Genomic DNA, 26,041 nt, shown 5'->3' with positions numbered 1-26,041 from the left:
CTAAATACCCAATAACCAAAAGCTTAGTTTTTGGTTATTGGGTATTTTTACATTTAATTTAGTAAACTTTACCTTTTCTTTAGATTTGTTTTAATTTCTATTAAGTTTTAAATATTATATTAATATTTGTGAAAGGTAATGCATGGAATTTTTACGTTACTTTTCATATATAAAACAAGCAGTATTTGAAATATTGTAAGGAGGAGATTAAGACGAAGTGAAAAAACGAGACAAAACAACAGGTAGAGCAATACCGACGCGGTTAAATATTTTATTTTTTTGTGTATTTTTATTATTTTCTGCCATGATTATACAATTAGGTAAAGTACAAATTATCGATGGAGAAACATATAAAAATGAAGTAGCGAAAAAAGAAAATGCGACCGTAAGTCTTTCTGTCCCGCGCGGAAAAATATTTGATCGAGAAGGAAATCCAGTAGTTGATAATAAATCTTTACGTACAATTACATATACAAAGATGAAAGGGGTAAAATCTGAAGAAATATTAAAAACGGCAAGACAACTTGCAGACATAATTGAAATGCCGCAAGAAGATATAGATAAGCTAACTGAGACGGATAAGAAAGATTTTTGGATGCAATTAAATCCGAAACTTACCGAAAAGTTAGTATCTAAAAAAGAAATAAATCAGTTCAGAGATAAAGATATTACCGGAAAAAATTTAGATAAAAAAATAGAAGAGTTAAAAAGGAAGCGTGTAACAGATAAAAATCTTCAGGAATTAACAGATAAAGATATAAAAGTGTTAGCTATTAAAAGTAAGATGACTTCTGGTTATCAAATGGCTCCTCAAATTATTAAAAAAGATGTTAGTGAAAAGGAATTTACTATAATTAGTGAAGGTTTAGCAAATCTCCCAGGTGTAGACGTATCGGTTGATTGGGAGAGAGTGTATGTAAATGATGGATTATTTCGATCCGTTCTTGGAAATGTTTCTAATGCCGATGAAGGATTACCAAGTGAACGATTAGATTACTACTTGGTACGTGATTATAGCCGAAATGATAGGATTGGAAAAAGTTATATCGAGCAGCAATATGAAGATGTACTTCATGGGACAAAAAAAGAAGTAAGAAGCGTAGCTGATAAACAAGGTAATACAATGAGAACAGAAACCGTTTCTGAGGGAAAGAGCGGTAAGAATTTAACTTTAACAATAGATATGGAATTACAGAAAAAAGTAGAAGAAAGTATTGAAAAAATATTAAAGGCATATAAAGGGTCAGAATCCATGTTGGACCGTGCTTTCGTTGTGATGATGAATCCGAAAAACGGACAAGTATTATCCATGGCTGGGAAAAGACTTGTAGAAAAAGACGGAAAAACAGAAGTTGAAGACTATGCATTAGGCACAATGACTAGTTCATATGAGCTTGGATCAACAGTGAAAGGTGCGACAGTTTTAACTGGATTTGAAACGAAAGCTATAACTCCAGGTACATATTTTTATGATGCGCCAATGAAGTTTAAAGGAACTAAGGAAAAAAAGTCTTGGAAAGAGTTTGGGAATATTGATGATTTAAGAGCGTTACAAGTCTCTTCAAACGTTTATATGTTCCATACAGCATTAAAAATTGCAAGTGTGGATTATGTGAAAAATAGTTCATTAAACATTAAGCAGGAGTACTTTGATAAAATGAGGTATTATTTCAGGCAATTTGGATTAGGTGTTCCAACGGGTATCGATTTACCGAATGAAACAGCTGGACAAATTGGTAAGAAAGATAATCAACCTGGTTTTTTATTAGATTACTCAATTGGCCAGTATGACACGTATACACCACTTCAGCTCGTACAGTATATTTCAACAATCGCAAACGGTGGATATCGAATGAAGCCACAAATTGTTCAAGAGGTAAGAGAGCAAACGTCGCAAAAAGATGAGATTGGTAAAGTGGTGCATGCAGTAGAACCAATCGTTTTAAATAAGATAGATATGAAAGAGGAATATATAAATCAAGTAAAAGAGGGATTTAGAAGGGTATTCCAAGAAGGGGATGGAACAGGAGTAAGGGCGTTCCAAAAAGCAACTTATAAACCAGCAGGTAAAACAGGAACAGCACAGACAGTTTACGGTGGAGAAAGTGATATTGGAAGAAATGAAAAGGGTGAGAGAAGAGAATGTTATAATTTAACGTTAGCAGGATATGCGCCATATGATAATCCTGAAGTAGCGTTCTCTGTGGTTGTACCGTGGGTTATTAATGATAAATCTGGTATTAACTCTGATATTGGAAAAGAAGTTTTAGATGCTTATTTTGAATTGAAAAATAAGCGATTGACTGGAGAAACTATAAAAATAGATAGCTCTCAAGAAGGTTAATACATATGAAATAGTATAGAAACTAGAGTCTTCTTATTTGGGAATAGATTCAAAATGGGTGATAGAGAGGTAAAATTATGCTATCAATTATTCACGCTTTATAAAATAAATCATATATTGATAGCATAGGACAAGCTGAAAAGCTTATTCTAACCTCACAGAACACTCCTTATCACGGTTTGGCATCTACTTATGTAGATGCCTTTTTTAATTTAATCACTAACAATTATTTATCAACCTAAAGTAGCAAGCATATTAGGACTATTCGGTGAAGATTGACGGTAATAATTACAGTATGCTTAATAAGTGAATTGAAATGTAAGGAGTGAGAAATAAGTGCTAAATATTTTAGTGGTTAATTTTCCAGCAGAGGGACATATAAATCCTACATTAAGTTTAGTCAAAGCCTATACTGAACGGGGTGATCACGTACATTATATTACGACAGAACAATTTAAAGATAGAATTGAAGATTTGGGAGCTACTGTATATACACATCCAGATTTATTAAAGGAGATTTCTATTGATTCTGAAACTCCAGATGGGCTGAATTCTTTCTTTCGTGTACATGTTCAAACTTCTTTATATATATTAGAAATTACGAAACAATTATGCGAAAACATACATTTTGATTTCGTAATTTATGATATATTTGGCGCTGGGGAGTTAGTAAAGGAATATTTACAAATTCCAGGTATAGTTTCTTCTCCTATATTTTTAATTCCTCCAAAATTTTTGGAGACATTACCTTTTCATCCAAATGCAAAAATACCATTCGAACCTGATGAAATTTCTGAACAGTTACTATATGAAATGGAACATGAATTTGGAGTAAGGCCTAAAAATAATCTTCAATTTATGCATAACAAGGGAGATATTACTCTTGTGTACACAAGTCGTTATTTTCAACCTAATAGCGATTTGTTTGGAAGAAATAACATTTTTATTGGGCCGAGTATTTTAAGGCGTAAAACAAATGTAGAGTTTCCACTTGAATTGCTTAAAGGTAAGAAGGTTATATATATTTCAATGGGAACACTGCTTGAAGGGCTTGAACCATTCTTTAATATGTGCATTGATACTTTCTCGGATTTTGATGGAATAGTTGTAATGGCAATTGGTGATAGAAATGATCGTTCAAAAATCAAGAAGGCGCCAGACAATTTTATAATTGCTTCATACGTACCCCAATCAGAAATATTAAGTGAAGCAGATGTTTTTATTACACATGGCGGCATGAACAGCGTACACGATGCTATTTATTTGAATGTCCCATTCGTCATCATTCCACATGATAAAGACCAGCCAATGATAGCGCAAAGATTAACTGAACTTGAAGCTGCACATCGGATATTGAAAGAGAATGTTAATGTGCAAACGTTAAAAGAAGCGGTAACAGATGTTCTTTCAAACAAAAAGTATAAGCATGGTATACGAAAACTGAATGATAGTTTTTTAGAATGTGGTGGTTCAAAAGAAGCAATTGCAGTGATTACATCTCTTTTAAAAAAATAGTTTAGACAATATAAAAGCATAGAGGCTCAACCTTTATGCTTTTATATTATTATCCTGCAAACTGTACAGCAGTATTTGCATGTAAAAAAGCAGTATCAAAAACAGGAACAGTAAGGTCGTTTTGGGAAATGAGCAATGGTATTTCAGTGCAACCTAGTAGTATACCTTCTGCGCCATTTTGAATTAATGATTTTGTAATTTGTAATAGCTTTTCTTTTGATGTTTCTGAAATAATTCCTTTACTTAATTCATTTAAAATAACATGATGAATAAAATTTCTTTCCTCTTTATTTGGAATAATTGTCTCAATGTTATAGTTCGCTAGACGTGATTTATAGAAGTCTTGTTCCATCGTTTGTTTCGTTCCTAATAGTCCGATCCGTTTTATATTCTGCTCTACCATTTCTTTAGCACTTACATCACCAATGTGAAGAAGTGGAATAGATATTGCTTGTTCTACTTCTTCAGCAAATAAATGGACTGTATTGGAACACATTAATAAACATTCAGCCCCGGATTTTTCAACCTTTTTTGCAACTGTAACTAATTCATTTTTCACTTCTTCATATTGATGATTTTGTAATAAAGTAGTTACCTCGCCAAAGTCCATACTATATAAAACCAGCTTTGCATTTTGATCATATTGAGAGAGTGTAAGTGTATTGATATGTTTGTAATATAATGATGTAGATTCCCAACTTAGGCCACCAATTAAACCGATTACTTTCATCGTACATTCCTCCCGTAACTATTTTAATTTATTATTTCATAATTCCGATAAGAATACAATGATTTAAATGTACTGTTAAACGAAAAATAAAAATAATTAGAAAAGTGTTGAAATTTATTCTTCTTAGTGCCATAATACGAATTACAAATTAATACTTATCCAGAGAGGTGGAGGGAACGGCCCTATGAAACCTCAGCAACCCCTATGTAAATATACTATAGGAAGGTGCTAATTCCGCAGAGGACACGTGTGTGTTTTGGAAGATAAGAGGATTCTTGAATGTGAAAGAAAATGACCTCTTATGTAAGAGGTCATTTTTTTGTTATATAGAAAGGGAGTGTCAATGCATAATTCATTTTCAAAATAAATATAGAGTAATAAAAGTTGACTTATATGAGAGGGGAATTGTTATGAATAAATTATCAACAAAGTTAGTAGTAGCAATCGGAATTGGAGCAGCATTATACGGGATATTAGGACTTTGGGGATTTTCTATTGCACCAAATACGTTTATAAAACCTGCATTAGCTATTTTAACCGTTTTTGGAGCTTTATTTGGTCCAGTGGCAGGGCTGTTAATAGGACTTATCGGTCATACCGTAACAGATACAATTGCCGGCTGGGGTATTTGGTGGGGCTGGGTTATTAGTTCAGGCATTATCGGTTTTGCAATGGGGCTCATTCAAAAAAGAGTTGGCTTTAGTGTGAAAAACGGGACGTATAATAAAGGCGATATCTCTTATTTAGCCATTACGGGATTAATTGGTATCGTCATTGCTATTATATTTGCTGGAGCGTTCGATATTATTGTCATGGGAGAACCGTTTGACAAAATTGTAATACAAGTATTAGGTGCAACAATTGCGGATGTTATTGTATTTTTAGTTCTTGGATTGCCAATTACAATAGGTCTAGCTAAGTCAAATAAGAAACATACACATTTAAAAATTGAAAAGTAGGGATGTTAACATGCAACCAATTATTTCTTTTGAACAATTTAGTTTTCAATATAAGCATGCGGCACAGCCTACTATAAAAGACATTACGTTTCATATTTATCCTGGGGAAAAAGTATTAATTGCTGGGCGTAGTGGTTCAGGGAAATCAACGTTAGCTCATTGTATCAATGGGCTAATCCCATTTTCTTATGAAGGAATGAGTGCCGGTAATATATTAATTGATGGAAAAGATCCGAGGAAAGGGAGTATTTTTGAACAGAGTAAACAGGTAGGAACAATTTTGCAAGATCAAGATGCACAATTTATTGGGCTTACAGTAGAAGAAGATGTGGCTTTTTATTTAGAAAATGAATGTGTAAATCAAGAGGATATGAAAAAGATTGTTTCAGAATCATTAAACAAGGTAAAGATGCACATTTTACATAAACAAAGTCCGCATGAATTATCAGGAGGGCAAAAACAAACTGTGTCGTTAGCAGGTCTGCTAACGACAAATGCCGATATATTATTATTTGATGAACCTTTAGCGAATTTAGATCCAGTAAGTAGCTTACATACAATAGAACTTATTAAAGATATACATAAACAATATAATAAAACAATTGTAATTATTGAACATCGAATAGAAGAAATGTTAAATCTGGATTTAGATAAAATTATTTTAATGGATGAAGGGGAAATCGTTGAGATAGGAACACCAGAAGAGATTTTAGCCTCAAATATATTACCTTCTATTGGCTTAAGGGAACCTATGTACATGGAAGCATTAAAGAGATTACAGTTTGATAGTAAGAATGAGGTAATATACCCTCTTGAAAATCTTCAAAGAGAAAGTGTTCGTAGCGCAATAAATGAGTGGATGGAGAAGCAAGTTTTTTATAAAAACACTCCTAAAAACAAAGAAATATTGAAAGTAGAAAATTTATCGTTCTCCTATTCTAATAAACAAAAAGTATTAGATAATGTAAATTTCTCTATAAAAGAAGGGGAAATTGTTGCACTTTTAGGTCATAATGGTGCCGGAAAATCAACACTCGCTCATAGTTTGATAGGTATAAACAAAACAAATAATGATAGGATTTTATTTAATGGAATAAATATTAATACTTGGTCTATTCGTAAACGTGGAGAGATTATATCATATGTCATGCAAAATCCAAATCATATGATTACACAGCCTACTGTTATAGAAGAGGTTTCATTCACATTAAAATTAAAAAAGGTATCAAAGGAAGAAATTAAGCTTAGAGCGGAAGAAACGTTAAAAATTTGTGGCTTGTATCCATTTCGAAATTGGCCAATCCAGGCATTAAGTTATGGACAAAAAAAGAGAGTAACGATTGCATCTGTACTAACAACAAATCCGAAACTTATCATTTTAGATGAGCCGACAGCGGGACAAGATTATTATCATTATAAACAGTTTATGACATTTATTAGAGAACTAGCTGCAAAGGGAATATCTTTTATTTTTATTACACACGATATGAATCTTGCATTAGAATATGCAGACAGGGCGATAGTTCTACATGAAGGAGAAATTATTGCGAATAATACCGCGTCTACTGTATTAGGAAATCTAGAAACGTTACAAAGGGCGAACTTAAGGGAGAGTTCTTTATTCAAACTCGTTAAATTTAGTGGTATTGCAAATCCTGAAAGGTTTATAGAACTTTATTTTAATGTTATGAGGAGGGAGGAAGGTGTATAGTACATATTTTCACCGTATGGATGGAGCAGTGAAATTGTTGTTATTTATTTTTTGTATGACGCTTACTTTTTTATTTTTTGATTTTCGCGTATTGCTATTTGTATTTATAATTGGATGTATTGGACTCCTGGTTGCTAAAATTCCATTTCGTAAAATTTTTATTGTTTTTACTGTTATATTTACATTTAGTTTATTAAATTCTGTCATGATCTTATTTATTACACCAACCCATGGATCTGAATTAACCGAATCATATACTTCATTTCTACATATTGGATATGCAACAATTACTTATGAAACATTATTTTATGCAGCTACACTTTCATTAAAGTATTTTACGTTATTACCATTTACACTTATTTTTATTTATACGACTGATCCAAGCGGATTTGTGAGTAGCCTAAGTAAATTTCGAATTCATTATAAGATTACTTATGCGATAAATATTGCATTACGTTATATACCTGATATTCAGTCTGAATATCAAATTATTAAATATGCGCAAGAGGCGAGAGGAGTAGCATTTGAAAAAGGAGAAGCAAGTTTATGGATTCGTATGAAAAACCGTGTCTTAATTTTCTGGCCTTTAATTATTCACTCTCTAAATAGAATTGATATAGTTTCAAATGCAATGGATTTAAGAGGGTTTGGAAAGAAGGATACACGTACGTGGTTTTATACAAATAAAGCGAAAAGAGGAGATTTTGTTGCTTTATTTATAGGTGTTTTTATTTTAATTGTTGCTGTGTATTTAAAGTTACATGTATTTCAAAACTTTTGGTATCCATTTTAAAGCACTCTCAAATGAGTGCTTTACTTATTTTTATATAGACATGCTCAAAAAAGGGATATTTACATAATGTATAATACGAACCAGTTAAAATGATCAACTACCTATTAGTTTTCAAACCAAAAGGAGGAGAAAATATGAGTTACGGTGGTTCTTGTGGTTTTGGTGGAGGTTTCGCTTTATTAGTTGTGTTATTCATTTTGTTAATTATCGTTGGATGCAGCTGCTGGGGCGGAGGATACTAATTTCTAATTAGTCTCCACAAATGTAAACTTACAAAACATAGAAGATACTTATGTATCGAAACAAATAAAAAAGGAGCAACTATGCTCCTTTTTTATTTGTTTTTAGATGAGTTCATATTATATTTCGGTAATGTAATTGTCAAAGTTGTACCTTTATTAATAACGCTTCGGATTTTCAAATTACCTTGCATCGTTTCAATAATTTTAACAGCAACCATTGTGCCTAAACCTGTACCCTTCGTTTTTGTACTAAAATACGGTTCACCAAATCGATTTATTTGCTCTTGTGACATACCAATTCCGCTATCCTCAATTCGTATGATAACCTTATTATTACTAATAGATGAGGAGATATTTAAAGTACCACCATTAGGCATTGCTTCAATACCATTTTTTATTAAGTTTAAAAAACATTGTTGAAAGTGCTGTTTATTACCAACAATTGTTGCCGTAGAGAAATCTTTTGTAATATGTATTGTATTCATATTACATAAAGGTAAGATCATGTTAATAACTCGATTTAACTCTTGTTCTACTGAAATATGATCTAATTTTTCTGAAGCAGGTTTGGCAAACGTTAAATAATCATCAATAATTCCTTGGGCACGATGTAACTCTTCAAGTATATGTTCAATATACTCGTCTCTTGATTCTGGAGTTAAATTTGGTGTTTTTAAAAGTTGAGTAAATCCTTTTACGACAGTTAATGGATTTCTTACCTCGTGCGATATACTAGCAGCAAGCTGGCTAACAATCTCCATTTTTTCCATTTTGATTAACTTCGATCGCATACATACTGCATCTTTTAAAACTTCATTAAAATAAATTACAAATAACATTAAAGTAGTTGGTAATATTATGAAATAAATGATGTATAAATTATTTACTTCAAAATCTGATAAGGTTAATACAATTACAGTTGTAAATATTGCTAGAAAAAATGTTAAAAACATTCCGTAAGCTACTTTAACTTTTCTATTATACTTATTAAATTTTGCGGATGCGAACGCTGTAATGATAAACATTGTGCCATAAACTAATATTGTTAACATACTAAATCCATAAAATGAAAACCTTGTAATTAATAAGATGGCAAGCAATATTATACCAACAGGGAAGCCTCCATAAAGCGTACCTATAATAACTGGTATTTGTCTTAAATCATGAATACAATTTTCATCCATATAGATAGGATAACGCATACATAAAATAAGAGGGATACTCGTACAAAGTATAATAAGTAGTTTTTTATATTTCTTTAAATTGCGCCCGCTATCATATATAAAATAAAAAATAAATATACTACTTAAAATGTAAAGAAGATTATTTAATACGTTTTGATTAATATAAACAAAGTTCATAATATTTGCCCCGTTATTTTGAATTTCCATTTCAAATATATTATACATGATTATAGTAGAAACTTTTTGCTTTTAATAATATAAGTTTATATCTTTTTAGCATTAGCCACGTTTAGCCATTCTTCATAAAATGCTTCAACCGATGCATATCGTTCAATTCTGTTTTCATTTACAGCACGATACGCTATTTCATATAAATCTTTACTTGCTTCCCATTTTGTAAAGGAGCGATCTTTTCCACCGCCCAAGAGAGCAAAAGCCATTGCCCCCATATTAAATACATTTGTCCTTGCGTCAATCATTGCATGTAGCTCGAATTCTTCAGGAGACATAAAACGAGAGGAACCCCATAATCTTCCCATTTTATTCACATATGGTTTTTTAGAATATAAATCAATATCACAAATCTTCGTCTCATTTGTTTGAAAATTATATAAAATACTACCGTCATAAAAATCTATTGCTACATAGTTGTTCTTTTCGACAAATGTATGGAAAGAAAAAATGGAATGTAATGATTGAATTCGTTCCATAACTGATAAATGCTTAAATTTATAAAATGGAGAGCTTGGATTAGTATATTTTTCAGGAGGCGGGAAACTCCAATGCGAATGAAGACATTCACCATCAAACCAATCAAAAATTAGTACATATCCAGAGTGAACTGGATAATGTTCAATTAGTTTTATAAGCGAGTCATGCTTTAATTCTTCGTATAGGGAAGCTGATTTTTTTAATCTTTCAATAGCGTCTTTCATTGTTCCTTCATATGCAAGTGTTTGTGCCCCTGCATATTTAATAAATTTCTTACGCCCATCTTTTTCTACACCGAAAGATAGATTGCCTGAATCTTGCTGGTCAAAAACCGCAAATACGTTTCCTAATTTCAATAGCCAATCAAAATTATGATGCTCTTTTAACCGGAATGTAACTTGATTCAACTGAATTTCAACTGGATAATCTTTCATAATATACCTCGCATTTATTATAATAAAGTTGTATATTTCAGTATTCGACATATTTTTTGAAAATCCTATGTTAAACACATGAAATTTTATAAATATAATAATAATTAATTATAAGAAGGTGAATAAAATGGCACAACAAATCGTTATTAAACCGTATGAAAAAGAATGGTATGAAGAGTATGTAATAGAAAAAGAGAAATTTATTTCTTTATTCGGAGAAGATTGTATTGCTATTGAACATATAGGAAGTACGTCTGTACAGGGATTAGGTGCGAAACCATTAATTGATATGATGATTGGTGTAACTGATTTGAAAGTTACAGAAACGTGGATTGAAGCCCTGTTAAAAATTGGATATGAGTATATTCCAAAAGAAACCCCTAATTGGCGTTTTTTTAGAAAGGGCAAATGGAGGGCAGGCACCCACCATTTACATGTTTATATTTATAATAGTGAGGAGTGGCAGAATAACATTTTATTTCGTGATTTTCTTAGAGAACATAAATGGGCACAAAAAGAATATAGAGAATTAAAAGAGAAACTTGCTGCTACATATCCTTTTGATCGTGCTTCATACACAAATGCAAAAGCACCGTTTATTCAAAAAATAATAAAATTAGCTAAAAATAATCACTAGAAAATTCAAGTGATCTTTAAATTCTCATTTTATTTTAATCTTTCTCTCATGTTCCTTTCTTTTTCATTTGATATTCTGCTTGTTACAGAAGGTTTATAAGGAAGGAGCTTGAATGAATTGGAGAAGATACTAAGAAATAAATATATTCATTTGTATGTTAAAATTATAGGCATTACTATTATTTTTTGTAGTATAGTATTGTTATTTATTAATGTAATATACGGCAACGTATTAAATATGAAATGGTTAAATAAGAAATTAGGTTCTTTCGGTGAATACGGGGCAATTTTAGCTGCATCGTTATGGATTTTACGTCATATATGGTTATTTTTAAAAAAGAAAAATATAATTGGATTTAAATTGATGAAGAATGTATATCTTTTTATTAAAAAGTTTCACGTATTAATTGGATATACTGTATTAGCGGTATCAATTACTCACGGCATTTATTTTTTATTAAAAGGAAGTCGGCATTTGCTTATATTTTATAGTGGTATATTCTCTCTTTTCATTTTAATCATACTAGGAATCGTTGGATTTCTCTTACAGAAACATAATAAAAAAACAAACTTGATATTGTATAGAAAAGCACATCAAATCATTGCAATTATATTTGGGATAGGATTACTCATTCATTTAACTGTATAGGAGGAATTACTGTTGCAACGCATATTAATTATTGAGGATGAGGAAAGTTTAGCTGATTTTTTAGAATTAGAATTAAAGTATGAAGGATATAAGGTAGACATTCAGTTTGATGGAAGGAAGGGATTAGAGGCCGCGCTTGAAACAAATTATGATCTTATTTTACTTGATTTAATGCTGCCTGGGTTAAATGGACTAGAAGTGTGTCGTAGATTAAGGGCAACTAAAAATACACCTATTATTATGTTGACTGCACGCGATAGTATTATGGATCGTGTGACAGGATTAGATAGCGGAGCTGATGATTATCTTCCGAAACCATTTGCAATTGAAGAGCTATTAGCGCGAATGAGAGTTATATTTAGACGAGAAGAACATATAGAAAACAAACATGTTTCATCTCTTACGTTCAAAGATTTACAGCTCCAGATTGAATCGCGAACGATTACGAAAGGAAATGAAGAAATCGAACTAACAAATAAAGAATTTGAACTATTACTAATGTTCATGAAAAATGTTAATAGAGTACTTACCCGCGATGTTTTATTAGATCAAGTATGGGGATATGACGCGATGGTTGAGACAAATATCGTTGATGTATACGTTCGTTATTTACGTAACAAGTTACATAGTGTAGATAAGGAGGAATATATCCAAACGGTCCGCGGTGCTGGATATATAATGAAATGATTAAAAATATTGTGCATCGAATTCGAAATCTACCTATAAAGTGGAAATTAACACTTTGGTCCACTACTCTAGTATTTATTTTATTCATTTTATATAGCGCTCTGCAGTTTATTGTAATTAATAAGTGGACTATAGACTATGAACAGAAACAAATAAATAGACAAGTGACAGAAATAGCAGCCTACTTCCAAGATAAAAATGATACCCTTTCGAGTAAAACGTTTGAAAACAGTAAAGATTTCTTAAACAATATGATTGATAAACATCAAATGATTCGTATTATCGGTATGGACGGGAAACCGATTGTTACTGTTTCACGAGAATTTAATGAAGCGTGGATAAAACCAAAACAAGTTACACAAGAGGATTTATTTATAAAAAGACATGTAGAAGATCGTATTTTAGTTAAGCGTATACCAATTCAAACAAAAGAGTTCACTGGTACTATTGAACTTACGAAAAACTTAGAGGCTTTCGATCATTTATTAAAAATTATTCTAGTGGTAATGGTTATTGCCGGAATATGTGGACTAATCTTTAGTTTTTTAGGTGGACTACTAATCACGAAAAAACTATTATCAAGCGTGCAAAATATAACGGATACGATGAAACGCATTAAGAAAAACGGACTAAATGAACGGGTTCCAGTACGTGAAAATAATGATGAACTTGCAAAATTATCGTTTCTTTTTAACGAAATGATGGATGAAGTAGAAACTTCTTTTACACAACAGAAACAGTTTGTAGAAGACGCATCCCATGAACTGAGAACACCACTAACAATTATTCAAGGCCACTTGTCAATGTTAAATCGGTGGGGAAAAAATGATCCAGCAATTTTAGATAAATCGCTTCAATCCAGTTTAAAGGAAGTCGATCGTTTAAATAAGTTAGTTTTAGAATTGCTAGAACTATCAAGGGCTGAATCAGAACAGATGCATGCAATCGCAGCAGATCCAGTCCATGTAAATAGTATATTAAAACAAGTTACACAAAACTTTGCTATACTTCAAACTGAATTTCAATTTGATATGAAACTGGATGGAGGTGCAGCGTATGTCTCAATACCATCATCTTACTTAGAACAAATTATTATTATCGTAATGGATAACGCAGTGAAGTATACAAAGGAAGATAATCAATATATATGTATTGAATCTAGTGTACAAGCAGGAAAAGTTAAAATTCGTATCATAGATCATGGAGCAGGAATACCCGAAGATGATTTACCTTTTGTTCTTAACCGCTTTTATCGTGTGGACAAAGCAAGAAGTCGAAAACAAGGTGGAAACGGTCTAGGTTTGTCTATTGCAAAACGACTTGTAGAGAAATACAAAGGAACGATTCAAATAGAGAGTAAAGAAGCCGAAGGAACAATCGTTACGATTACACTGCCTACCGTTTCACTTTAATAATTCAAAAAGAAGGGATGTTTTGTGCATTCCTTCTTTTTTACGGTCAAATTATTTTGTTTATTTCGAACTTTCTAGTACATTAGAAATATGAAGGGGGAATAAAAGTGAAAGCTATCGTACATCAATATAAAGCTGGATTTGAAGGGGTAGAATATAAAGTATTACCTGAGATAACACCTGATGCTGGAGAAGTGAAAGTGAAATTAAAATCAGCAGGTTTAAATCATCGAGATTTATTTATAATGAATAATAGAAAAGAAATGCAATTACCATTAGTTTTAGGATCAGATGGTGCTGGTATTGTTACGGAAATTGGAGAAGGTGTTTCAGGTACTTTATTACAAAGCGAGGTTATTATAAATCCTAGCATTGGATGGGATAATATTGCCGAAGTACCAGAGTTACCAGAGGTGTTAGGTGGACCGAAAGACGGAACGTTTGCTGAATATGTCATTGTGCCAGCTGAAAATGTAGTGGCAAAACCGTCATATCTTACTTGGGAAGAGTCTGGCGTATTATCTTTATCGGCATTAACTGCATATAGAGCGCTTTTTACAAAGGGTAGATTAAAGTGTGGAGAACATGTTTTAATTCCAGGAATAGGCGGCGGTGTAGCGACGTTTGCCATGTTATTTGCGAAAGCAATTGGCGCAAAAGTCAGTGTTACTTCAAGAGTTGAGAACAAAAGGAACTTTGCAGAAACATACGGCGCAGACTTTTCTTTTAATAGTTCTGGAAATTGGGAAGAGAGTTTACACGGAGAGAAAGTAGATTTAATCATCGATAGTATAGGACCAGCAACATTCTTAAAATACTTTGATGTATTAAAACCAAATGGGAGAATTGTTAATTTTGGTGCAAGCTCAGGAGATAAAATTGAATTACCATTACGAGCATTATTTTATAATCAAATCGATATAATGGGAACATCTATGGGTAGCCGTGAGGAATTTAATGAAATGATTCAGTTTATAGAGAAACATAAAATTAAACCAATTATTGATAAAATATATTCGTTAGAAGAAGCCATTGCGGCGTTAACTCGTATGGAACAAGGAGAACAATTTGGTAACATTGCGCTTCGTATGTAATACAAATATGATTTTGCAACTAATATATTGAAATGACTATGTTATGTATTCTACACATAAAAAGCATATGATTCGTATTGTTTTAAAGGTTTTTTAGCTTTATACATAATTAGCCGTTATAATTAGTCTCAATATTGTCAAATACGTAATAGTAAAATGAGAATTAGATGAGAAAAGTTTAAGCCCATTTTCATATTGATGTTGTATACTGTGTAAATCAAGAACGTTTGTATTTAAGGAGAGAGTATTATGAATTACACAGTATTTCAATGGTTTAATAATTTTGCTGGATCATCCAAACTATTAGATACGCTAATGATTGCTATTACGAATAGTGCTGCATATGTAGCCATTCTATTTATGTGTATCTTATGGTTTGATAATGGAAAGAAAGAGAATGCGATTAGAAAACAATATACAGTTTTATATACGACGCTTTCAGTCATTATCGCATTACTAGTAAATGTTTTGATACATGCGGTATATTACCACCCACGTCCATTTGTATCACATGATGTACATCAATTAGTGCCACATGCAGCAGACTCATCATTCGTTAGTGATCATTCTGTACTTGTATTTTCCATTGCATTTGTATTTTTACTTAGAGGGGAAAAACTTAAATATGTCGCTCTTATTTGGGCGGTATTAGTTGGTGTATCACGCATGTACGTAGGAGTTCATTATCCTCTAGATATACTTGGTGCTGCTTTCTTAACATTTATTACGAGCGGCTTAGTAATGCAAAGTACACGTATATTCGAACCGATAGCGAAATTTGCATTTAAAATGTACGCAGTGATAGCGAAACGAATTCCTTTTTTAGCGAAATATAATCATATAGCTTAAATTTTTATAAATAACTATTTGTAGGTTTGTTAAAAAGTTCTCCTTTGGAAATCCAGAGGGGAACTTTTTTATTGTGCACAAGAAAAGGGCATATACATTAAAGAGGTGGTGAAAGAATAAATGAATTAACATTTTAAGTAAAATATGTAGTTTATGATAAATCACCTGTTCATGATAGAATATTCATAAATTTCACGCACCGTAATGTAAATAGATAAATAAAATAAAAACAGAAACAATAGCTACTTTCAGGCTGTTTTAAAGGAATTAAAAGGAAAAGTTCGAAACATATAGTATTGAAAGCAAAAACTACATAATTTATAGCACATCATCGTAGTACTTAATTGTGAAAGAAAGGGGATAAATATGCATAAACTTCAAACGAATAAAGGCGCGCGGTATTTTATGGTTGCTTTTATTGTTTTGTTTCTTATTATGCTTTTGCGTTTTTTCTATATTCAGGCAGTAGGAGTCTTGCATAATGTAAATGTAAAGGATCTAGCAAATGAACAACATAATAAAAATGGTGTTTTGGAAGCGAATCGTGGCACAATATATGATCAAGCTGGAAAAGTGCTAGTCCAAGATTCCACAACGTATCGTGTTGTTGTGAATTTAAAAGGAAGCAATAAAGTGAAAAATAAAGATGAAACTGCAGAGCGATTAGCTGATGCGCTTGAAATTGATAAAGAGGACGTATTAAAAAATTTTCATGAGGGACGTACACAAGTTGAAATTGGAAAAGTTGGCCGGAATTTATCTAGAGAAGTAAAGGAAAGAGTCGGAAGATTAAAAATTCCAGGGGTATCTTTTATGTCAGAAAAAGCAAGAGTATATCCAAATGAAGATTTTGCATCCTATATACTTGGTTTTGCAAGACCTGACGATAAAGGAAATACAGAAGGGAAATTTGGACTTGAAAAGAGCCTAGATAAATATTTGCGCTCTACAAACGGGAATATAGAATATGTGGGAGCACCAAGAGGAATCCCGCTTACAAATGATATAGGGAAAATAGAACCCGCTAAAAATGGGAATAACGTATACCTTACACTCGATAAACAAATTAATAGTTTTTTAGAAGAAGCGATGAATAAGGCGCAAGAGCACTATGATCCTTCTATGTTAGTAGGAATCATAGCGGATCCAAAGACAGGGAAAGTTTTAGCAATGTCTAGTAAACCTAGTTTTAATCCTAATAAAGGCGATATCGAATATTTTTTAAATGATCCAATCGCAAATGCATACGAACCAGGTTCAACAATGAAAATATTTACGTTAGCTGCCGCAATTAATGAAGGTGTATATAACGGGAAAGAATATTTCCAATCCGGAAAATATTCCGTTGGTTCATCTGATATTAAAGATCATAACGGTGGATTTGGATGGGGATCCATTACATTTGATGAAGGTTTTGAAAGATCATCTAACGTAGCTTTTTCTATTTTAGAAGATCAGCTATTGAAACCGAATAAATTTAAACAATATATGAATAAATTTGGATTTAATCAAAAAACTGGAATAGATTTACCTGGTGAAAGTAAAAATACTTTATTATTAAATACACAAATTCAACAAGTCACAACTTCTTTCGGACAAGGCTCTACAGTAACGCCTATTCAATTAATCCAAGCTGCTACCGCTATAGCAAATGATGGGAAAATGATGCAACCATATATCGTTGACAAAGTTGTAAATCCAATAAATAAACAAGTTATTATGGAAAATCAACCGAAAGAAATTGGGAATCCGATAAAAAAAGAGACGGCGGACAAGGTAAGAAACTTAATGGAGCGTGTTATTACGTCTTCAAAAGGTACTGGTACAATGTATAAAGTGGATGGTTATCCAATAGGAGGTAAGACAGGAACAGCGCAAATCCCGAATCCTGAAAATGGACGATATATGGAGGGGAAAGAAAATTATATTTTTTCATTTTTAGGTATGGCTCCGATTGATGACCCTGAGTTAATTGTATACTTAGCTATTAAGCAACCAAAGTTAAAGGGAGATGAGTATGGAGCTCAGCCGCTTGCTGAAATATTTAAACCAGTTATGAAAAATAGCCTTGAATATTTAAAGGTGAAACCATACACAGAACAACAAATGGCCGATGCAACGAAAAAATATCAATTAAAAGTGCAAAACTATGTGAATCAATCCATGGATACGGTAGAGAATAATGTAAAAAAAGAGAAACTCCAACCAATAACTTTAGGAGAAGGAAAAATAATAAAACAATATCCGCAGTCTGGCGAAGTAATGAGTGAAGGAGATCGAATATTTTTATTAGGAAACAATGCTTCAATGCCTAATTTACAAGGTTGGTCTATGCGTGATGTTATGTATTTTTCTAAACTATTAAAATTAGATTTAAAAACTTCAGGTACGGGATATGTAACAAATCAAAGTATCGAAAAAGGACAAGCTATACAAGAAGGCGATGCATTAGAACTAGAATTAGAACCACCGTTACAACCGTTAGCAGAGGCAAATACAAATTAATTCTGGCAATGTGAAAGGTCTATATATAATAGGCCTTTTTTCTATAGATTTTAGAAATTTCACGCACCGTAATTTTCAGAAAAAATAATAAACAAAGTTTTAAGCAGTTACTAAAATTAAAAACCTGACATATATTGAAATTAGAACGATTGTTCAATTTTTTTGTACTAAACGATGGAAGGAGTCTACATTGAATAAAAGACGATACGATAGCGATTTAGCCAAAGAAATAATAGCAGAGAAAGCGATAGAGTTATTTTCCTTAAAAGGATATACAAGAACCTCAATTGATAATATTGCGAAAGCCTCTAGTTATAGTAAAGGGCATATATATTATCATTATAAAAATAAAGAAGAATTATTTGTTTATTTAGCTAAAGACAGTATGAGAAACTGGCACGATAAATGGGAAATAGCAGAAAAACAGTATACAAACGCTACTGGGAAATTATATGGAATGGCTAAATTTGTACTTTATAATTACAAAACGCCGTTATTAAGGGCAGGGCAAGAGCTTGCCTCTGATCCGAGCACGAATCCGTCTACAGTAAGACAGCTTTATGGTTTAGCTGTTGTTCCATTAAAGGCATATCAAAAAATTTTGGATGAAGGTATACAAAGCGGCGAATTTTATATAGAAAATGTTGAAGATTCAAGTCTTTTATTAGGTTCATGGCTTGGTGGATTATGTCAATTCATTCATTCAATTGAAACAGAGAAATTAGAAGTTTTATTTGATGAAGCCATTACAATTTTTTTACTCTCTATTTTAAAGAAACATGTGTAGCGTTTTAAGCGAATTAGAACGATTGTTCAAATCCTTACACTCGTCCGTTTACATTACATGTATTAACAACAGGAGGTTTTTTATATGGATGAACAAAGAGTCGCAATTATAACTGGCGGAGCTTCTGGTATCGGTAAAGCTTTAGCTATTCAATTAGCAAATAAAGATATATTTGTAATTATCACAGATATTAATGAAGCATGTGGTCAAAAACTTGTGAATAATATAAAAAAAAATAATAAACTAGCTAGATTCGAATATTTAGATGTTACTAACGCTAAATCCGTAGAGGAACTTATTGTAAAAATATTTAATGAGTTTGGCAGAATTGATTATATGTTTAATAATGCAGGAATTGCTATGTATGGAGAAGTATTCGATATGTCTTTGGATCATTGGAAACATATTATTGAAATAAATTTACTAGGAGTAATTTACGGAACACAATTAGCTTATCAATTCATGAAAAAACAAGGATTTGGTCATATTATTAACACTGCATCTGCAACCGGTTTAGGACCTGCTCCACTTTGTACCGCGTACGCAACTACCAAACATGCTATCGTAGGTTTAACAACGTCATTACATTATGAGGCAGAAGAATACGGTGTAAATGTAAGTGTACTTTGTCCAACTTTTGTAGATACACCCATATTTGAAAAATCAATTGCAATTCATATGGATAAGGGACAAATTATAAAACAACTAAAAACGAATAAGCCGATTTCAGCAGACAAGTTTGCGGAAATTGCACTGAAAGCTATTCATAAAAATAAAGTAGTGATATGTCCAATGCCGTTAAAAAAAACAATGGACGTATTCTTTATCTTATTTCCTTATCTTCATAAAAAGCTAATGCGTTTCGTATGCCGAATTGGCCGAAAAGCAAAAATGACGCAACTATAAATATCTGATTATTTTATATTTACAGTAAAATAAAATTGTGATAATATGGAAAAATCAAATGCAGTGAAGAGAAGAGTAAATAAGATGAATTTTTCACAGAGAGCTCCATTTAGCTGAAAAGGAGTAAAAATTCTTTATTGAACCAAGTCTCTGAGCAGCGCATCGGAATCTATTAATAGAGGGTGGTGTGACGGGAGCTCCCGTTATAGAGCTATGGTATAAGCATGATCTACAATGCAGTACCTGATAAGGTTAATATGGCGACATATTAACAAATTAGGGTGGCACCGCGATGATAAATCTCGTCCCTAAGACTAAAAAGTCTTGGGGGTGGGATTTTTTATTGTTTTAAAACAATTTGGAAAGCGGGGGCCAAAAATGAAAAACTTACTTAACGATTGGAAATATCCTTTATTATTACTGTCCGGAGTTGGTATTGCAAATTTAGGGGCATGGATTTACTTAATAGCACTAAACGTACTTGTCTATAATATGGGCGGATCAGCCCTAGCTGTTGCTACTTTATATGTAATTAAACCATTAGCCGCTTTATTAACAAACGCTTGGTCAGGAAGTATGATTGATCGTTTAAATAAACGGAAGTTAATGATTCACCTCGATATATATCGTGCGGTATTTATCGCTATTTTACCTTTACTTCCAGCACTTTGGATGGTTTATGTATTCGTATTCTTTATTAGTATGGCTAATGCAATTTACGAGCCAACTGCTATGACATATATGACTAAATTAATTCCAGTTGAGCAAAGACAACGTTTCAACTCATTGCGTAGTTTAATAGGATCTGGTGCATTTTTAATTGGTCCAGCGATAGCGGGAGTATTATTAATAGCAAGTACATCAGAGTTTGCTATATATATGAATGCTATAGCGTTTCTCTTATCAGGAGTAATTACATTGCTATTACCTAATCTTGATAAAAAATCCGATATGCATACATCAAATGACAAGTTATCTTTAGCTCTACTAAAAAAAGATTGGAACATCGTTTTAAATTTTAGTAAAAAATCTTTGTATATCGTTTTTGTGTACTTCTTATTTCAAGGGATGATGGTTTTAGCTACCGCAAATGATTCGCTTGAATTGTCATTTGCTAAAGAAGTTCTATTGTTAACAGATAGTGAATATGGATTTTTAGTTAGTGCCGGCGGGGCTGGAATTATTTTAGGAGCTATAACAAATACAATTTTATCTAAAAAATTAGCGCCTTCATTTTTAATTGGAATAGGATCATTATTCATTGCAATTGGTTATTTAATTTATGCTTTTTCAAATGGGTTCGTAATAGCTGCTATCGGATTTCTTATTTTATCTTTCTCTATGGCATATGCAAATACAGGATATTATACCTTTTATCAAAACAACGTTCCCGTTCACATAATGGGACGGATTGGAAGTATATATGGACTAGTAATTGCCGGCATAACCATTTTGATTACGATTCTATTCGGAGTTGCAACTCAATTTATTTCTATACAACTTGTAGTTATTGTAGGATCATTGGTAATGTTACTTATAACTATTATATTGTGTGTGTTTACTTTATTACCTTCAAAATCCAAGGTATATCATGCTGAATCAGTAGATTCCAAATAATTTTTTCTTCCATTTTTCAATTAGTATACATCACTAGAGGATTCTTCCATCTATATATTGAATAATAATTAGGTGGAAGAATCTCTTCTGCATATGACGGTGACAAATATGATTAATGCAAAGGATGTAGCACAGGAAATTATTATATCTAGATTTAGATTGTTCAATTGATTATATGTCTAAAGCAACGAAGTAGGGGTTAAAAAATTAATAAAAATATAGAGGAAGCTTTTAGATTACATGGATATTAAGATTAAAGCATATAAAAAATCTGATGAAACCGGTTGGGTACGTTGCCGTGTGTTATCTTTTTTAGATACAGCTTATTACGATAACGTATTTAGAGAAAAGGAAAGATATGAACATCCGGCTATTGAATTAGTAGCTGTATATGAAAATCAAATTGTAGGTATAATAGATATCGAATATGAAGTAGAAGAACGTACAGTTTGTTCAAGAGGAACTGGCCTTGGCGGCATGATTTGGCATATTGCAGTTCATCCCGATTTCCGTAGAATGAAAATTGGTAATCAACTATTAAATGAGGCAGAAAAGTTAGCGAAAGAACTTAACCTAAATCGCCTGGAAGCATGGACTAGGGACAACCTATGGGTACATGGATGGTACGAAAATAACGGATTTGTAAACGTAGATTCATATTTACATGTGTATTCCGATCATACAGACGAGATAAACGGTGTAATAAAAAGTAATATAGATCAGTTATATCCAGTTCAAACATTTGCTCATTATACAGGTGAAAATAAAGAAGACATAAGAAAACAATTTAAACGAGTTCATGATTGTTTTTGTTTTGAAAAGTATTTTAGTTAACGAGAAACCCTTTATTTAGTAAATAAAGGGTTTTCTAATTCTGTACAAATATATATGATTATATGGATTTTTAAATTGAAAAACATTACTATATAGTTATAAATTTTAATTATTAATTCATATGAAAGGATGTGTTAACAATTTGTATATGATCAACGGTAGCTTGTTTATTATTTTAGGGGTTATTTGTTATTTAATTGTACGTGGAATATTAATTGGTACCAAAAATAAAAAACATGTGATTTGGTGGAAAGAAATAGTAAGTTTTTTATTCTTGGTCTACATTTGTATGGTTGTTGCAGTAACTTTATTCCCTTTACCAATCGGTTTTCCTTCTAATATTGAAAATTTGAATCGCTCGGTCAATATAATACCATTTGCATCAATTATTAAAGACATCAATCAAATTGGTAGTGCTTATGATGGAGATGCCCTATTTATGATTGGTCTAATTGTAAAAAATGTAGGCGGGAATATTTTATTATTAATGCCTTTAGGATTTTTAGTACCAATCCTATGGGATAAATATAAGAAATCCAAAAATACAATTTTATTAGGATTTTCTATATCAACTAGTATTGAATTGATACAGTTAATTCAGTCTTTATTTAGTGGAGTGGGACGAATTACTGATATTGATGATGTAATCTGTAACGTTATAGGTTGTATTGTTGGATACTTTATTTATAAAATCACTATAATGCTAGCTGCTAAATTTAACATTCAAGTATTTAATGAGACGGATTCTAAAAGAATAGAAACTATTGATAACTAACAATTCATACGTGTTAAAGTATACATTTATTTTGAATAAAGATGATAAAAGACGTACGAGTCAAAAGTACGTCTTTTTACTTTTATAAATAAGCTTATGGCTATTACATAGTGTATCATAATAAACGGAAAATAATATAATCGGAAATACATAATAAATTAATAAAAAAGTGTAAATACATTCATCCCTTGTTTATCAATGCTCTGAACGGTAATACTAAATAACATTGAACTTTTATAATAAGGGATGATAATATGATATTCATTTACACAGATTTCGGCGGAACACATTCAACTGCACTCGCTGCAGCCTATCATTTAAATAAATTACCAACGGATCGTAAACTAACAAAAGAAGAAATATTAAATGTAGATTACTTTAATAAATTGAAAACAGAGGATATGGGAAAGCTCATTTTCCATGGACAAGATGAATATGGGAATCCTGTATATACAATCGGGTGCGGGGCATCAAAAGTCGTTGTACCTGCGATGAAGCATTTAGGAGAGATTCTGCAAAAACATTATCACAGCCATGAAAAGATTATTTTTTCTAATACATCACCAACAGTGCCTTTACCAATGACTTTTGGTGGTCTGTTTTCTAGAAGATTTCATATTGACTTTATTGGTGTACCACTACTCGTATGGGGTGCAAAACTTAGCTGCGATAACGTACAAAGACTTGTTAGTTATACGAAAGAAGCCGGGCAATTGACGAATGATTATGTTGTAATTTTAGATAATGAAACCTTTAAATAATGTATGATAAAAAGAAAATCGAGCAAATTACTTGATTTTCTTTTTAATTTGTGAAAAAGACAAGAAATATTCACATTTATTATCTATCTACTATAGCCAAAACTATAAAGTCCTGTTACTATTACAGGGATATTCTCTTTTCGTAACATAAATATATAGAAAAATTAGAAAAGAGGAATTGAATTAAGGGAGGAACAACATGAAGCGTGTTGCTTGGATTACTGATAGTACAACTGCGAGTTTTACAACAGAAGGAGATAACTTTGTTATCCCAATTGAAGTTATTATTGATGGTGTGTCGTACAAGGATTGTGAAGAAGGTGTGCGTGAGCGCGTTTATAACGCTTTAAATGAAGGTAAAACAGTCACTACATCACAGCCTAACATAGGGGAAATGGTAGAGTTATTTTCGAAATGTAAAGAAGAATATGAAGAGGGATTTGCAGTTGCTATTAGCGGAAAAGTAAGTGGAACCTATCAAAACATGAAATTAGCTGCAGAAATGGCAGGTTTCCCATTAACAGTATTAGATAGTGAAACAACAAGCTATCCAATGGATGAACTAATTAGAAAAGCGAAATCGTTATACCATGATGGTATGACTTTACAAGATATACACAAAACATTAGTAGATGAAAAAAGAAGACCTTTCCACGTATTCCCAAAGAGTTTAAAGGGCCTTTATGCAAGTGGACGTGTAAAAGGAGTTCAATTTTTACTTGGAAGTTTATTAAGTGTCAACTTAATATTAGAAGTAAAAGGTGGAGAGCTTTTACTTGAAAAGAAAGTTCGTAAAATCCAAAAATGTCGAGAATACATTAAAAATGAGCTTGAAAAAGAATTACCAAAAGTACTTCATATGTTCCATGCTAACGATAAAGATGGAGCTGAAGAATGGATTGCAGATATAAGACAAGCATTCCCTGAAATGGATTTCAAATTATATCCATTACCAATTTCATTTGCTGTTCATGCAGGTGAAGGTACAATTGCAATTAGTTATTAAGAAGAAAACCCGTGAATGATTCGCGGGTTTTTTATTTGAAGATGGGGTACATTATGTCTCCATTAAGCAATAGAATTCATTTATCGTTTCCGGGATTAACCGATCACTCGACTTGATTTAAAATTAAAAATATAAACCTTTGCCTACTGGCTGAACAGTTTCTAGCACAATATCAACCATTTCTTCATTAATTAGGGTTCTTATAATCCAAGCTGAGAGTTCTTGGGCAGCAAAACAGCCAGCAGCAGTTGAAATATTTCCTTCGTTTACGAAACTTTGTTCAATAACGTCTACATCATATTCTTTAAGTTGTTCTACTACGGATGGATATGTAGTTGCTTTTTTGCCAGTTAGCAATTTTTTAGCTCCTAATAGTAGTGAACCAGAGCACATAGATCCTATTAATTGTCTTTGAGGATCTACATGAATGCTATTAATATATTCTTGATTTTTATATAAATCTTGTATACCTTTACCGCTTGCAAATATTACAGCGTCGGCAAAAGGGATATCAGATATGCTTCCTGTCATGGGAATACGCAAGCCAGACATAGATATATGAGTTTCTTCCGTTCCTAAAAGCTGGACATCCCAATCAGAAATACTACCGACTAAACGTACATGATTTAATAAATCCCATGGTAGAAAAACATCTATATCAGTAAAGTTATCGAAACAGACTATTGCAATTTACATTTTCTAACCCTCCACTTTTTACAAGAACGGACTTCAAATCAAGCAGTTTTTCTTCTTGAAAAAGATCTGATACATAAATATGTACCTTATTTACTTTTACCGTACAATAAATCTATTAAAGTTATTGAGCCAATAAGTCTTAAGAATAGACTAATTGAAGTTCTGTCGGAATTAATAAAATTTCATCAAGTATGATAACTTCCC

The 26,041-nt window shown here is 32.0% G+C and carries 24 protein-coding genes, 1 pseudogene, 1 riboswitch and 1 other annotated feature; of the genes and pseudogenes, 21 read left to right on the top strand and 4 right to left on the bottom strand.

Annotated elements, in window-relative coordinates; all coding sequences use genetic code 11:
• Nucleotides 1–217 precede the first annotated feature (217 nt).
• The gene (locus tag Q9B79_RS05705; RefSeq protein ID WP_306182971.1) at nt 218–2,344 is read left to right on the top strand and encodes a peptidoglycan D,D-transpeptidase FtsI family protein; all 2,127 of its coding nucleotides are present in this window, start codon (nt 218–220) and stop codon (nt 2,342–2,344) included.
• A gap of 336 nt (nt 2,345–2,680) precedes the next feature.
• On the top strand, nt 2,681–3,859 hold the full coding sequence (locus tag Q9B79_RS05700) for a macrolide family glycosyltransferase (RefSeq protein ID WP_306182970.1): 1,179 nt from the start codon (nt 2,681–2,683) through the stop codon (nt 3,857–3,859).
• A gap of 49 nt (nt 3,860–3,908) precedes the next feature.
• Here Q9B79_RS05700 and Q9B79_RS05695 read toward each other — a convergent pair whose 3' ends face one another.
• The gene (locus Q9B79_RS05695; RefSeq protein ID WP_306182969.1) at nt 3,909–4,589 is read right to left on the bottom strand and encodes an aspartate/glutamate racemase family protein; all 681 of its coding nucleotides are present in this window, start codon (nt 4,587–4,589) and stop codon (nt 3,909–3,911) included.
• 152 nt (nt 4,590–4,741) lie between these two features.
• Nucleotides 4,742–4,859, top strand: a riboswitch (SAM riboswitch).
• A 140-nt stretch (nt 4,860–4,999) separates the two neighbouring features.
• On the opposite strand from Q9B79_RS05695, the gene Q9B79_RS05690 reads away from it, so the two are divergent.
• From Q9B79_RS05690 to Q9B79_RS05675, 4 genes are all read left to right on the top strand, one after another.
• Nucleotides 5,000–5,548 (top strand): ECF-type riboflavin transporter substrate-binding protein, encoded by a 549-nt coding sequence (locus Q9B79_RS05690; RefSeq protein ID WP_001038201.1) that lies wholly within the window; start codon nt 5,000–5,002, stop codon nt 5,546–5,548.
• Nucleotides 5,549–5,558: 10 nt separating this feature from the next.
• Entirely contained in the window at nt 5,559–7,259 is a 1,701-nt protein-coding gene (locus tag Q9B79_RS05685) for an ABC transporter ATP-binding protein (protein WP_306182968.1), read from the top strand.
• Nucleotides 7,252–8,052, top strand: a complete 801-nt coding sequence (locus tag Q9B79_RS05680) for an energy-coupling factor transporter transmembrane component T family protein (RefSeq protein WP_306182967.1) — start codon at nt 7,252–7,254, stop codon at nt 8,050–8,052. Before Q9B79_RS05685 ends, Q9B79_RS05680 begins: the two co-directional genes overlap by 8 nt.
• A gap of 134 nt (nt 8,053–8,186) precedes the next feature.
• Nucleotides 8,187–8,294, top strand: a complete 108-nt coding sequence (locus Q9B79_RS05675) for a YjcZ family sporulation protein (protein WP_000120182.1) — start codon at nt 8,187–8,189, stop codon at nt 8,292–8,294.
• A gap of 92 nt (nt 8,295–8,386) precedes the next feature.
• Here Q9B79_RS05675 and Q9B79_RS05670 read toward each other — a convergent pair whose 3' ends face one another.
• Complete coding sequence (locus Q9B79_RS05670; protein ID WP_306182966.1) at nt 8,387–9,655, bottom strand: sensor histidine kinase; 1,269 nt, start codon at nt 9,653–9,655, stop codon at nt 8,387–8,389.
• Nucleotides 9,656–9,741: 86 nt separating this feature from the next.
• Nucleotides 9,742–10,623 carry a protein kinase family protein gene (locus Q9B79_RS05665; protein ID WP_306182965.1) on the bottom strand — a complete coding sequence of 294 codons (882 nt, stop codon included), beginning with the start codon at nt 10,621–10,623 and terminating at the stop codon, nt 9,742–9,744.
• Nucleotides 10,624–10,750: 127 nt separating this feature from the next.
• On the opposite strand from Q9B79_RS05665, the gene Q9B79_RS05660 reads away from it, so the two are divergent.
• From Q9B79_RS05660 to Q9B79_RS05595, 14 genes are all read left to right on the top strand, one after another.
• Nucleotides 10,751–11,260, top strand: a complete 510-nt coding sequence (locus Q9B79_RS05660; protein WP_306182964.1) for a GrpB family protein — start codon at nt 10,751–10,753, stop codon at nt 11,258–11,260.
• A gap of 117 nt (nt 11,261–11,377) precedes the next feature.
• Nucleotides 11,378–11,908 carry a hypothetical protein gene (locus Q9B79_RS05655; protein ID WP_306182963.1) on the top strand — a complete coding sequence of 177 codons (531 nt, stop codon included), beginning with the start codon at nt 11,378–11,380 and terminating at the stop codon, nt 11,906–11,908.
• A 12-nt stretch (nt 11,909–11,920) separates the two neighbouring features.
• A complete protein-coding gene (locus tag Q9B79_RS05650) occupies nt 11,921–12,595 on the top strand; it encodes a response regulator transcription factor (protein WP_001188928.1) in 675 nt (224 codons plus the stop codon).
• On the top strand, nt 12,592–14,007 hold the full coding sequence (locus Q9B79_RS05645; protein ID WP_306182962.1) for a HAMP domain-containing sensor histidine kinase: 1,416 nt from the start codon (nt 12,592–12,594) through the stop codon (nt 14,005–14,007). Before Q9B79_RS05650 ends, Q9B79_RS05645 begins: the two co-directional genes overlap by 4 nt.
• 107 nt (nt 14,008–14,114) lie before the next feature.
• Complete coding sequence (locus Q9B79_RS05640) at nt 14,115–15,101, top strand: zinc-binding dehydrogenase (protein WP_306182961.1); 987 nt, start codon at nt 14,115–14,117, stop codon at nt 15,099–15,101.
• A 249-nt stretch (nt 15,102–15,350) separates the two neighbouring features.
• Nucleotides 15,351–15,950: an undecaprenyl-diphosphatase gene (locus Q9B79_RS05635; RefSeq protein WP_306182960.1), complete on the top strand. Its 600-nt coding sequence runs from the start codon at nt 15,351–15,353 to the stop codon at nt 15,948–15,950.
• Between the two features lie 366 nt (nt 15,951–16,316).
• Nucleotides 16,317–18,455, top strand: a complete 2,139-nt coding sequence (locus Q9B79_RS05630; RefSeq protein WP_306182959.1) for a penicillin-binding protein — start codon at nt 16,317–16,319, stop codon at nt 18,453–18,455.
• Nucleotides 18,456–18,645: 190 nt separating this feature from the next.
• Nucleotides 18,646–19,242 (top strand): TetR/AcrR family transcriptional regulator, encoded by a 597-nt coding sequence (locus Q9B79_RS05625; protein ID WP_306182958.1) that lies wholly within the window; start codon nt 18,646–18,648, stop codon nt 19,240–19,242.
• Between the two features lie 84 nt (nt 19,243–19,326).
• Entirely contained in the window at nt 19,327–20,148 is an 822-nt protein-coding gene (locus Q9B79_RS05620) for an SDR family NAD(P)-dependent oxidoreductase (RefSeq protein ID WP_306182957.1), read from the top strand.
• Nucleotides 20,149–20,202: 54 nt separating this feature from the next.
• Nucleotides 20,203–20,461 (top strand) — a binding site (T-box leader).
• A gap of 65 nt (nt 20,462–20,526) precedes the next feature.
• The gene (locus Q9B79_RS05615; protein ID WP_306182956.1) at nt 20,527–21,765 is read left to right on the top strand and encodes an MFS transporter; all 1,239 of its coding nucleotides are present in this window, start codon (nt 20,527–20,529) and stop codon (nt 21,763–21,765) included.
• Between the two features lie 240 nt (nt 21,766–22,005).
• Nucleotides 22,006–22,599: a GNAT family N-acetyltransferase gene (locus Q9B79_RS05610; RefSeq protein ID WP_306182955.1), complete on the top strand. Its 594-nt coding sequence runs from the start codon at nt 22,006–22,008 to the stop codon at nt 22,597–22,599.
• A gap of 142 nt (nt 22,600–22,741) precedes the next feature.
• Complete coding sequence (locus tag Q9B79_RS05605; RefSeq protein ID WP_306182954.1) at nt 22,742–23,374, top strand: VanZ family protein; 633 nt, start codon at nt 22,742–22,744, stop codon at nt 23,372–23,374.
• A 254-nt stretch (nt 23,375–23,628) separates the two neighbouring features.
• Entirely contained in the window at nt 23,629–24,135 is a 507-nt protein-coding gene (locus tag Q9B79_RS05600; RefSeq protein ID WP_306182953.1) for a DUF3189 family protein, read from the top strand.
• Nucleotides 24,136–24,334: 199 nt separating this feature from the next.
• Nucleotides 24,335–25,141: a DegV family protein gene (locus Q9B79_RS05595; protein WP_306182952.1), complete on the top strand. Its 807-nt coding sequence runs from the start codon at nt 24,335–24,337 to the stop codon at nt 25,139–25,141.
• A 123-nt stretch (nt 25,142–25,264) separates the two neighbouring features.
• Here Q9B79_RS05595 and Q9B79_RS05590 read toward each other — a convergent pair whose 3' ends face one another.
• Nucleotides 25,265–25,831: a DJ-1/PfpI family protein gene (locus Q9B79_RS05590; RefSeq protein WP_306183327.1), complete on the bottom strand. Its 567-nt coding sequence runs from the start codon at nt 25,829–25,831 to the stop codon at nt 25,265–25,267.
• A gap of 18 nt (nt 25,832–25,849) precedes the next feature.
• Between Q9B79_RS05590 and Q9B79_RS05585 the strand changes: the two are divergent.
• Nucleotides 25,850–26,032, top strand: a pseudogene (locus tag Q9B79_RS05585) (hypothetical protein); the annotation flags it as partial.
• Nucleotides 26,033–26,041 lie beyond the last annotated feature (9 nt).

It is taken from the genome of Bacillus sp. MHSD_36, assembly GCF_030757775.1.
GTDB lineage: Bacteria > Bacillota > Bacilli > Bacillales > Bacillaceae_G > Bacillus_A.
This window is presented reverse-complemented; position numbering and strand designations above follow the sequence as displayed.